8 protein-coding genes are annotated in these 11,334 nt (G+C 33.2%); 4 read left to right on the plus strand and 4 right to left on the minus strand.

The window, feature by feature from the left end; all coding sequences use genetic code 11:
* Positions 1-73 precede the first annotated feature (73 nt).
* From ACJDUG_RS13450 to ACJDUG_RS13465, 4 genes are all read right to left on the minus strand, one after another.
* A complete protein-coding gene (locus ACJDUG_RS13450) occupies positions 74-943 on the minus strand; it encodes a UbiA-like polyprenyltransferase (protein ID WP_406770397.1) in 870 nt (289 codons plus the stop codon).
* The gene (locus tag ACJDUG_RS13455) at positions 930-2,378 is read right to left on the minus strand and encodes a menaquinone biosynthesis decarboxylase (RefSeq protein ID WP_406770398.1); all 1,449 of its coding nucleotides are present in this window, start codon (positions 2,376-2,378) and stop codon (positions 930-932) included. The genes ACJDUG_RS13450 and ACJDUG_RS13455 overlap by 14 nt, the downstream gene beginning before the upstream one ends.
* Before the next feature lie 67 nt (positions 2,379-2,445).
* The gene (locus tag ACJDUG_RS13460; RefSeq protein ID WP_406770399.1) at positions 2,446-3,723 is read right to left on the minus strand and encodes an aspartate aminotransferase family protein; all 1,278 of its coding nucleotides are present in this window, start codon (positions 3,721-3,723) and stop codon (positions 2,446-2,448) included.
* Between the two features lie 91 nt (positions 3,724-3,814).
* Positions 3,815-5,746, minus strand: coding sequence for a U32 family peptidase (locus ACJDUG_RS13465; protein WP_406770400.1), 1,932 nt, complete (start codon positions 5,744-5,746; stop codon positions 3,815-3,817).
* A gap of 176 nt (positions 5,747-5,922) precedes the next feature.
* Here ACJDUG_RS13465 and ACJDUG_RS13470 point away from each other — a divergent pair, with 176 nt between their 5' ends.
* The 4 genes from ACJDUG_RS13470 (at position 5,923) to argF (ending at position 11,306) form a co-directional block, all read left to right on the plus strand.
* Positions 5,923-7,101, plus strand: coding sequence for a trans-sulfuration enzyme family protein (locus ACJDUG_RS13470; protein WP_406770401.1), 1,179 nt, complete (start codon positions 5,923-5,925; stop codon positions 7,099-7,101).
* A gap of 980 nt (positions 7,102-8,081) precedes the next feature.
* Positions 8,082-9,029 (plus strand): carbamate kinase, encoded by a 948-nt coding sequence (gene arcC / locus ACJDUG_RS13475; protein ID WP_406770402.1) that lies wholly within the window; start codon positions 8,082-8,084, stop codon positions 9,027-9,029.
* 13 nt (positions 9,030-9,042) lie between these two features.
* The gene (gene arcA, locus ACJDUG_RS13480) at positions 9,043-10,245 is read left to right on the plus strand and encodes an arginine deiminase (RefSeq protein WP_406770403.1); all 1,203 of its coding nucleotides are present in this window, start codon (positions 9,043-9,045) and stop codon (positions 10,243-10,245) included.
* A 62-nt stretch (positions 10,246-10,307) separates the two neighbouring features.
* Entirely contained in the window at positions 10,308-11,306 is a 999-nt protein-coding gene (gene argF, locus ACJDUG_RS13485; RefSeq protein ID WP_406770404.1) for an ornithine carbamoyltransferase, read from the plus strand.
* The last annotated feature ends 28 nt before the right edge of the window (positions 11,307-11,334 follow it).

The following is an 11,334-nucleotide window of genomic DNA, read 5'->3' on the forward strand; positions in this document are numbered from 1 at the left end:
TTTCCTCCTTAGGTCGGAACACTGAGTAGTTTAAGACTACTCGTTAAAGCCCATTTAGGGCTTTAACCTCCTTTTAAATTAGTGCATCAATAACTCCAAATATTAAGAATATGATGCTTATAACTTGATTTATACTATAGGATGCTACTTTTACATTGGATAAGTTGTTTGGAGACACTATTTTATGCTCTGCAATGAATAAAATAGTTATTAGGATTAATCCAATGAAATATATGATTCCAAGCTGACTGCTTAAGATTCCAATTATGAATAACAAAATTAATGTTATTACATGAAAAAAAGCAGCGATATGAAGGCCGCCTTTAACCCCAAATCTTGCTGGAATTGAGTGGATTCCGTTGGCAGTGTCGAACTCATAATCCTGAGAACCATATATTATATCGAAGCCAGCAACCCATAGAGTATTTGCCGCTCCCATCAAAATAGGAAGCATGGAGATTTTGCCTGTAACAGCTAGCCATGCACCAACTGGGGCAGCAGCTGACGTAATTCCTAGAACTAAGTGACAAGCCCAGGTAAATCTCTTTGTATAGGAATAAATAATAAGTAAAAACAGTGCTATAGGCGAAAGTATTAAACATAATGGATTTAACATAGCTGCTGCAATAATCATTACTAAAAAGCAAACTGAAGAAAATATTATAACTTCCTTTTTTTGAAGTAAATTTTGAGGCAGCTGTCTCATTGCAGTACGAGGATTCTTGCTGTCTATTTCAGCATCTATTACTCTATTTATGGCATTAGCACCAGTTCTTGCTCCCATAAAGGCAACCAATATCCAAAATACCTTATTAAGAGAAGGCAGACCATTACTAGCAAGCAGCATTGAAATAAGTGCAAAGGACAAGGAAAAGATTGTATGGGAAAACATAACTAAGGTTCCATAATCTTTAGCCTTTTTTATAACCTTAGTCAAGACCATATTCAATCCATCTCCTTGAAACTAGTTCTTTAATTTCATCTGTCATTTCAATATCATCTGGCCAATCTCTTTTATGACCTTCTGTTGGCCATTTTTTGGTGGCATCTATACCCATTCTATAACCATAATGAGGTAAATCAGAGGCATGATCTAATGCATCTAAAGGCCCTTCAGAAATTACTACATCCCTTTTAGCATCAATATTATTAAAGACCTTCCAAGCGACAGTAGATATGTCCTTAGGATCTATATTTTCATCTACAACTATTATCATTTTTGTATACATCATCTGACCCATTCCCCATACTGAATTCATTATTTTCTTTGCATGACCAGGGAAGCGTTTTTTTATAGAAATAATTACGCAGTTATGGAAAACTCCCTCTAATGGGAAATTAATATCGATTATTTCTGGATGCTGCATCTTTAGTAAAGGCAGGAAAATTCTTTCTGTAGCCTTACCCATATAGCAATCTTCCATTGGAGGTTTACCTACAATAGTTGCAGGATACACTGGGTGCTTCTTGTGAGTTATTAAGGTTACATGAAATACTGGGTAGTAATCAGCAAGAGAGTAGTAACCTGTATGATCACCAAAGGGTCCTTCTAGTTTTAATTCCTCATTTACATCTACATAGCCTTCAATAATAAATTCTGCATCTGCAGGTACATATATATCATTTGTAATTGACTTAACCATTTTTACAGGAGCTTTTCTTAAAAAGCCTGCAAACATCATTTCATCAATCATCTTTGGAAGTGGAGCGGTAGCAGAATAAGTTATGGCAGGATCGCAGCCAAGAGCCACAGATACTGGCATTTTACCGCCTAAGGCTTTGTATTTCTCATAAATTTCTCTACCGTCTTTGTGAAGATGCCAATGCATACCTGTTGTATTCTTATCATAAACCTGAAGTCTGTACATTCCCATATTTTGAATGTTTGATTCTGGATCCTTAGTAATAACTAAAGGAAGTGTAACAAACCTTCCTGCATCATCTGGCCAGCATTTTAGAATAGGCAAAGTAGATAAATCAGGATTTTCTTCTATAACTTCTTGACAAGCACCCTTAGTTGGAAGCTTAATAGGGAATACAGAAGTGAGCCTAGCAAGCCTAGGCACCGACTTAACCTTATTCATAAGTCCTAAATAATTAGACATATCTATAAATTCTTTAATATCATCACCAATATCATCTAACTTTTCTACGCCAAGAGCCATACTCATTCTTTCATAGGTACCCATAGCATTTATAAGCAGAGGATAAGGAGAACCTTTAATATTTTCAAATAATAATGCTGGTCCATATTTCTTAGAAACTCTGTCTGCAATTTCTGTAATTTCCAGTTCAGAGTCTACTTCTGATTTAATTCTCTTTAGTTCATTTTTTTCTTCTAAATGTTTTATAAAAGCTTGCAAATCTTTAAAAGCCATGTAATTACTCCTTTATCTTTAAGTTAGGTGGCATGGTGACATTTCTTATGCCACACTGCGCAGTCCCCTAAAAGTTACCTAAACTGTTTAAAACCTTTTCTAAGCTTGATATCATAGAATCAATGTCTTCTTTATTGATAACTAGTGGAGGCTGGAAAGCCAGCACGTCTCTGTTTAATCCATTTTTACCGATTATAAAGCCTAGATCTTTCATCTTTTCTAAAACATCATCAGTAATTTCAGCTGAAGTTTGATTTGAATCTATAGCTTGTAGCTGTAGACCTAACATAAGGCCACAGCCTCTTACTTCCTTAATATAAGGAGAGGAAAGCTGTTCCAATTTTTCTTTTAAGTAGCTGCCCAGTTCACCTGCTCTTTGAACTAGCTTATTCTTATCTATATATTCAAGAACACCAAGGGCACTTTCGGCAGCTACAGGATTTCCTCCAAAGGTTGAGGCAGATGCTTTGCTAAAGGATTCTGCAATTTCATCTGTAGTTGAGAAAGTTGAAATAGGTATCCCATTTCCTAAAGCTTTGGCAGTTACAATTATATCAGGAACTACATCATAGTTTTCAATGCAAAACATTTTACCAGTTCTGCCATAGCCGGTTTGAACTTCATCTATAATTAGCAGAACCTTGTATTTTTCAAGTAAGGTCTTAGCTCTTTGAAAATAGTCATGATGGTACATTATAATTCCGCCATTGCCTTGTATAGGTTCAGCTATCATGGCTGCAATGCTGTTTCCGTGATCTTTTAAAACCTTCTCTAATTGAGCTAGGGATTCTTCCATTGCTTCCTCATAACTTAAGTTATCGCTGTAGGGTCTATCTATGAAGAAGATATTTTCTTTAACTAAGTTATCATCAAGTCTCCACATAGGAATACCTGTTACGCTTAAGGTTAAGTGGGTTCTGCCATGTAAGCCTCCATTTAGAGCAATAAATCCAGTTTTCTTAGTATGTAACCTTGCTAAGGCCATTGCACCTTCATTAGCCTCTGAACCTGTAACACAAAAGAAGGTTCTTTTAATGTCGCCAGGAAGAATAGAAGAAAGCTTTTCAGCAAGGTCAACCATAGGTTGAGTTAAATACAAAGTAGAAGTATGCTGAATTTTATTTAACCGTTCTATAACAGCTTTAAGAATTTCAGGATTTGAATGTCCGCAGTTCATAGCAGAAACACCAGCATAGAAGTCAGCATATTTCCTGCCGGTATTATCAAAAAGATACTGCATGGAGCCGGCAACTATTTGCGGTGGGTTTTTATAAAAACATATAGTAGCTGGATAGAAATACTCTTTTCTCTTCTTAAGAATATTTTCAGGACCTATATAATTCATAATTATTCACTCCTTTATGTGGATTTAAATTAACTTTGTTTAAATACTTAAGGCTTCGGTATTTAAACTAATATTTATGATGTCTTTATATTTAATTAGATTTAAAAGTAAGAGCTCCTAAGGTAAAACCTGCTCTTACTGATTTTAAATTTGAAAACATCTCTTTACACTTAGATGGCTCTGAAATAGCCTTTTGATAAAGCTTTATAATGTTTTCTAATTCCTCTAAATTATAGGTTTCACCCTCAATTCTAAGATTTATAGGTACATTATAATTTAAATCTTCCAAAATTGGCATTAAGCAAAATTCTTTAGAAGTATATAAGTGGTTTTTTCCGTATTTATCTATATAAACTGGATTCTCACCTTTATTGGTCTTTAATACTAAAACTTTATTGTCTATATATTTGTTATCTTCTTCGCCAATCTTTTTAAATACCTTTGTATTATCGTAAAGGTTATGGTCTAAATACATAACTTTAATAGGCCCATGTGCTATTAATTCTAAAGGTAAATTTGCTGCCTTCATAAATTCAGCAAGTTCATCACGCTTAATTTCTATAGACATAGAAGCTTCAGAAACCCCAAGCTCCTTATAAAATTCCAGTGCCTTATGATTATAAATATTTAGGTTATAATTTGTTATTATAGGATAGTTATTCCCATATCTTTTTATTGCACCTAAATTAGATGCTAAAAGACCATCAAATAACTCACCGTATTTACTTAAGTATTGATCTAGCATATCAAACTGCAGCTCATTCATCATTTGAGGAAGTTCAAGGTATATCTCGGTATTGCCTTTAGTCCTGACTAAATCCTTAAGTTCATTTAAGCTTACAAACTCGTCTGGTAGAAGAACCTCACAAGGTAAGTATATTCTATTTACTGATAGGTCAATACAAAGTTTGGCCTCATTGTAGTTATTTACCTTAACAGATAAATTGTGCTTTGAAGATAGATTATTGGAGTATTTTTTTATTTCTTCCTTAAGTCCATCAACAGCATAATCAGTAGCAGCAGGTTCTTCTGTAGGCACTGAGAATACCTTTCCGGTGGAATAAAATTTACCTGTACCTTCATAGCGAGTATTTATAAAATTTAACCCAGGCTTAGAAAAGGCGTAGGCTGTAGTAAAATCACGCTTTCTGTGTTCATATAAGTACTCAGCTTCTTTTTTGCGGTTAAAAGTTAAAGGATCTTCTATATATCTATCAATTGCCTCACCATAGGTATTTACTAAATCTACAATAAAGTCTGTATTTCTCATACGACCTTCAATTTTAAAGGAAGTAATTGAGGCATCTATTAATTCTGGAATATGTTCATACATGTACATGTCCTTAGCTGCTAATGGATATTCTGTTCCATATACAAAGCCATCTTTTTTTATAACATAAGGCCATCTACAAGGCTTAAAACATCTACCACGGTTAGAGCTGTTTCCGAGTACTACAGAACTGTAATAGCAATTTGCTCCATTTACCGTACACATATCTCCATGTATAAAGTATTCTGTTTCTATATTTGTTATGCTTTGCAAATGCTTTGCAGTTTTTAAATCCATTTCTCTTGAAAGAATAACTCTTGAAACTCCGAATTCCTTCAAGGCTTTAACAGATTCTATATTATGTACATTCATCATTATGGAAGAATGAATCTCAAAGTTTCTAAAATTATTCTCCCTGCATATTTGTAAAACACCAAGATCTTGAATTATAATACCATCAATATTAATATTATTTAAGAAATTAAGATATTCAAGAGCTTCATTAACCTCAGACTCATTGATCATATTATTTACTGTTACATAAACTTTTTTATTCACAGCATGGGCCATTTTAGCTGCTTCCTCAATTTCTTCATTAGAAAAGTTATAGCCTTTTCTCATCATCCTCATATTTAAAGACTTACCGCCAAGATAAATAGCATCACAGTTTGCCTTTACCATACTTTTAAAGGTTTCCATAGTGCCTGAGGGTGCTAATAATTCAATTTTCTTATTGTTAAAAAATCTTGCCATAATCCCACCTCTTTTTCAATCATTATAAGTATACTATTTTACACCTTGTTTTTCAATTAATCCTACTATTAATGAAGATTTTAAGTAGAAAAAGGTGAAATAAAGAGTGCTTTACTTAAACATAATGGAATATTAAAATAAAATCATAAGAATCATATAGTATTGGGGGAGTAAATATGAATAGAAGTTTTGCTACTCAGCTTACACATTTAGGAGAGAAAAACCCGCCATCTGTTTCAAGGACAAAGTCATTGCCCATTTCTATGAGTTCAGTTTTTGTTTTTGATGATGTAGAAACCTTAGATAAAGTTTATGATGGTGAAGAAAAGGGCTATGTTTATTCAAGAAATGCAAATCCAGTCCAGGATGCTTTAAGTGAAATTATGTATAATATTGAAGGCGCTGAGAATGCACAGGCCTTTTCCTCTGGAATGGCAGCCATAACCATGTCAATTTTAGCTTTTGTAAAGTCTGGAGACCATATAATAGCTGGAAGTGTACTTTATGGGGGAAGTTATGAGTTTTTAAAGACTGAACTTGAAAGATTTAAAATAGATGTATCATTTGTAGACCTAACTAAAGATGATATTAAAAGATATTTTTTACCTAATACAAAGTTAGTTTATATAGAGACTATTTCTAATCCATTAATGGAAGTTATTGATATAGAAGCTATAGCAAATGCAGCACATAAAAATAATGCAAAGCTAATAGTTGATAATACCTTTGCTACTCCAATAATTTGTCAGCCTATGAAGCTTGGAGCAGACATAGTAGTTTACAGTGCAACGAAATATCTATGTGGACATAGTGATGTAACAGGTGGAATTGCTGCAGCAAGTAAGAAGGACATGGAAAATATAAGGGGGATTGCAGTCTTATATGGTACTATGATGAGTCCCTTCGATGCATGGCTTTTAATTAGAAGCTTAAGAACCTTAGAGCTTAGAGTTATGAAACATTCTCAGAATGCATTCAAGCTAGCTCAGTTTTTAGAAACACATGATAAGGTTCTAAAGGTGTATTATCCTGGCCTTAATTCCTCACCATCTTTTGAACTAGCAAACAGATTATTTAATAATGGATTATTCGGAGGAATGTTAAGCATAGATTTAAAAAATGGAGAAAAGGGTGCTTACGATTTAATTAGAGACTTGGAAACAATTAAATTTGTACCTAGCCTCGCAGGTGTTAGTACCACTGTTTCCTATCCTGCAAAGACCTCCCATAGAGCTTTGTCAGATAACGAACTTGAAGGAGCTGGAATTTCAAAGGGATTAATTAGAATTTCAGCTGGTCTTGAAGATATTTCAGATATTATAATAGAATTTAAAAAAGCACTAGATAAAAGTTAATAAGACCTACATCAGTTATATTTAAGAACTAAAAATTATAAAAGAGTTTTGCCAATTGGTAAAACTCTTTTTAAAATTTACTTTTCTCTTGAAAAACATTTATAAGTTTTCATTCTAATTTTTAAATTATAATTAGCCGCAGCTGCTGCCACTAGGACTGTATACATCAAAGAAGTCACCAAAAACTCCTTTTCTATGGATTATTTTTACATTATTAAAAACAAATGAGATATCTTTTTCAGCAACAAATTTGATTCCATCAAGCTCAATAACATCATCATTTTCTGTTTGTTCATCCAGAACAACTCCAAAGGTTGGGCCGCCTCATCCAAAGCCTTTTATTGACAATCTAACAGCAGATTTATCTCTTTTCTCTAAGTTTTGCTTAAGAGCTTCTTTAGCGGCGTCATCTATAATAACATTCATGAGAACTCCTCCTTAAATTTATTACCCCTCAGGGGTATATTATATTTTTAGTATATCCTTATATTTATAGTATGTCAAATATTTTTATAAAAGTTACTAGTAAATTTTATAAGCAGATAACAACATAGAGAACTCTAAATAATAAGTTCATTATGAAAAAATTATAAATTTATTTTTAATATTTTTATTCATATTTTACATATATTTATGCATAAAATTTTATTTGTGCATTAAAAGATGTACATTTGTAAAAACTAATATGAATGATTTTAAATAGATTATGGTTCAAATCATAGTGTCACTTCTTTAATTTTAAGGTGAAAATTTTATTTACATAATATAAATATCAAAACAATTGCAGGATTTAAAATTTTATTTTCATTTTATATCATCTAAGGTGAAAATATTAAGAATTAATATGGATTTTTATGAGAATACTTATACAGTTTTCTTAAAAATGAAGCTATTGACAACGATTTTATGCTAATGTACTATGAAAGTGCAAAATTGAAATAATAAAGAATATAGGAACATAGATATAGGAGGAGTCTTAGGTGAGAATTGTTTTAGCATTAGGTGGTAATGCACTTCAGGCAGATCCAAAGGACGCAAGTGCAGAATCACAATTAAGAACTTGTAAGGAAACAGCAAAGTCCATCGTAGACCTTTTAGAGCAGGGACATACAGTAGCTGTAGTTCATGGAAATGGTCCACAGGTTGGTCAGATATTAAACTCAGTGGAAACAGGTCATAAAGCAAATAGCTCAAATGTGTTATTTCCCTTTGATGTATGTGGTTCTTTCTCTCAAGGCTACATAGGTTATCATCTTCAAAATGCAATTAGAGGGGAACTTCATAGGAGAAATATAAATAAAAATGTAGGTACTGTTGTTACTCAAGTTGTTGTAGATAAAAATGATCCTGGCTTTCAAAATCCTACAAAGCCAATAGGCTCCTTTTATACAAAAGAAGAAGCTTCTTCATTACAAGAGGAAAAAGGCTATGTAATGAAGGAGGATGCTGGAAGAGGCTATAGAAGAGTAGTAGCATCTCCAAGGCCAATAGATGTAATAGAAAAAGATATAATTAAAGAGTTAGTTGATAATGGAACATTGACCATATCCTGTGGAGGTGGTGGAATACCCGTAATTTTGGAAGATGATGAAGTTAAGGGAGTTCCAGCGGTTATTGATAAGGACTTTGCAGCAGAAAAATTAGCAGAAATACTTGATGCTGACGCACTTGTAATATTAACTGCAGTTGACAGGGTTGCAATAAACTTTAATAAACCAGATCAAAAGAGTCTTGAAGCAATGACACTTGCAGAGGTAGATAAATACATAGAAGAAAAGCAATTTGCGCCTGGAAGCATGCTTCCAAAGGTAGAAGCTTGTAAAAAGTTTGTTCAATTTAATAAAAATAAAATAGCAATTATTGCTTCATTAAAGATGGCAAAGGAAGCTTTAAAAGGTGCCTCAGGTACAAAAATAGTATCAGAATAAAGAGGGGATAGAGATGGAAAGAAAAATTAAGGTATACTCTGAAATAGGTAATCTTAAGACAGTACTTCTGCATAGGCCGGGAGGAGAAATTGAAAATTTGATTCCAGAGCACTTATCAAGACTTTTATTTGATGATATTCCATTTTTAAAGGTGGCAAGAAATGAACACGACAATTTTGCAAAAGTGCTTACCGAAAATGGAGTAGAAGTGTTATATCTTGAAAAATTGGCGGCACAAGCTATTAAGGATTATGAAATCAAGGAAATGTTTTTAGATGAAGTAATACAAGAAAGTCAAATTAGTGACACAGCAATAGCTAAGACCTTAAAGGATTATTTTAGAGCTTTGCCTCAAAAAGAGATGATTGATAAGGTTATGGCAGGTACTAGAAAGAAGGAAATCGGGCTTAGTGAGGAAAATGACGATTACCCTTTTATAATGGAACCTATGCCGAATTTATACTTTACAAGAGATCCATTTGCTGCAATGGGAAGAGGAATAACCTTAAATCACATGAGAAATCATATAAGGCACAGAGAAACTATATTTGGGAAGTATATTTTTAAATATCATCCAGATTTTAAAGATTCAAATATACCCCTTTGGTATAACAGGGACGATAATTACAGCATAGAAGGCGGAGATGAATTGATTCTTTCCGATGAGGTTATTGCTATAGGCTGCAGTGAAAGAACAAGTGCAGAGGCAATAATACAGGTTGCTAAAAGACTATTTGAAGAAAATGAAACCTTTAAAACAGTATTAATGTTCAACATTCCTAAATCTAGGGCATTTATGCATTTAGATACTGTGTTTACAATGATAGATTATGATAAGTTCACTGTACATGAAGGGATAGAAGGAAACTTAAAGGTTACTGCTATTAGTTATAATTATAAAAACAAAGAGCTTATAATGGAAGAAGAAGAGGACAGTCTTGAAAGAATACTATCTAAGCATTTAAAAAAGGATATTACACTTATACGCTGCGGCGGTGGAGATAGAGTCATTTCAAGAAGAGAACAGTGGAATGATGGGTCAAATACTCTTGCTATATCACCAGGAACAGTTATAACTTACGAAAGAAATTATATTACTAATGAAATATTGGATAAATATAATGTAAATGTTATATCTATTCCTTCAGGGGAACTAAGCCGTGGAAGAGGGGGCCCTAGATGTATGTCTATGCCTTTTGTCAGAGATAAAATTTAATATATCCTTTAGAATAAAATAATACTAAAAACTAACTATGATTAAATAAAGGAGAGAAAGATATGTATAATTTAAGAAACAGAAGTTTTTTAACACTAATGGACTTTTCACCAAAGGAAATAAACTACATGCTAGATTTAGCAAGGGATTTAAAAAGAGCTAAATATGCAGGAACTGAGCAGCCAAAATTAAAAGGTAAGAATATAGTTTTATTATTTGAAAAAGATTCTACTAGAACTAGATGTGCATTTGAAGTTGCAGCATTAGATCAAGGGGCACATGTAACTTACCTAGGGCCAACAGGAAGCCAAATGGGAAAGAAGGAATCCATACCTGATACAGCAAGAGTTCTTGGAAGAATGTATGATGGTATTGAATATAGAGGCTTTGCTCAATCTACTGTAGAAGATTTAGCAAAGTATTCCGGAGTACCTGTTTGGAATGGATTAACCGATGCTGATCATCCAACTCAAGTTCTAGCAGATTTTTTAACCATTCAAGAACATCTTGAAAAGCCACTTAATAAAGTAGTATTTGTTTATTCAGGTGATGGAAGAAATAATGTTGCCAATGCACTTATGATAGGTGCTGCTAAAATGGGTATGGATTTTAGAATGTTATCTCCAAGGGAATTATTCCCAGGCGAAGAATTACTTTCTAAGTGCCTAGAAGTAGCAAAAGAAACGGGAGCAAAAATTACCTGCACAGATAATATAGCAGAAGGAGTAAAGGGAGCAGATGTTATTTATACTGACGTTTGGGTATCCATGGGTGAACCTGATGAGGTTTGGGAAAGCAGAATAAAACTTTTAAAGCCTTTCCAAGTAAACATGGAAATGTTAAAGCTTACAGGTAACGAAAAAGTTTTATTTGAACATTGTCTTCCAGCCTTCCATGACTTAAAAACTAAGGTTGGTAAAGATATAAATGAAAAATTTGGATTAACAGCAATGGAAGTTACTGATGAAGTATTTGAAAGCAAGCATTCAGTTGTATTTGACCAAGCAGAAAACAGAATGCATACTATTAAGGCTGTAATGGTTGCTACACTTGGAGCATAAGAATATTTACTTAAGAACCTCTGATAGT

The organism is Candidatus Clostridium stratigraminis (assembly GCF_045310675.1).
Lineage (GTDB): Bacteria > Bacillota > Clostridia > Clostridiales > Clostridiaceae > Clostridium_AT > Clostridium_AT stratigraminis.

Bases quoted from the DNA above. Each gene is read 5' to 3' on its own strand.
- ACJDUG_RS13450 (WP_406770397.1), bottom strand. From the start codon at position 943: ATGGTCTTGACTAAGGTTATAAAAAAGGCTAAAGATTATGGAACCTTA.
- ACJDUG_RS13455 (WP_406770398.1), bottom strand. From the start codon at position 2,378: ATGGCTTTTAAAGATTTGCAAGCTTTTATAAAACATTTAGAAGAAAAA.
- ACJDUG_RS13460 (WP_406770399.1), bottom strand. From the start codon at position 3,723: ATGAATTATATAGGTCCTGAAAATATTCTTAAGAAGAGAAAAGAGTAT.
- ACJDUG_RS13465 (WP_406770400.1), bottom strand. From the start codon at position 5,746: ATGGCAAGATTTTTTAACAATAAGAAAATTGAATTATTAGCACCCTCA.
- ACJDUG_RS13470 (WP_406770401.1), top strand. From the start codon at position 5,923: ATGAATAGAAGTTTTGCTACTCAGCTTACACATTTAGGAGAGAAAAAC.
- arcA (WP_406770403.1), top strand. From the start codon at position 9,043: ATGGAAAGAAAAATTAAGGTATACTCTGAAATAGGTAATCTTAAGACA.
- argF (WP_406770404.1), top strand. From the start codon at position 10,308: ATGTATAATTTAAGAAACAGAAGTTTTTTAACACTAATGGACTTTTCA.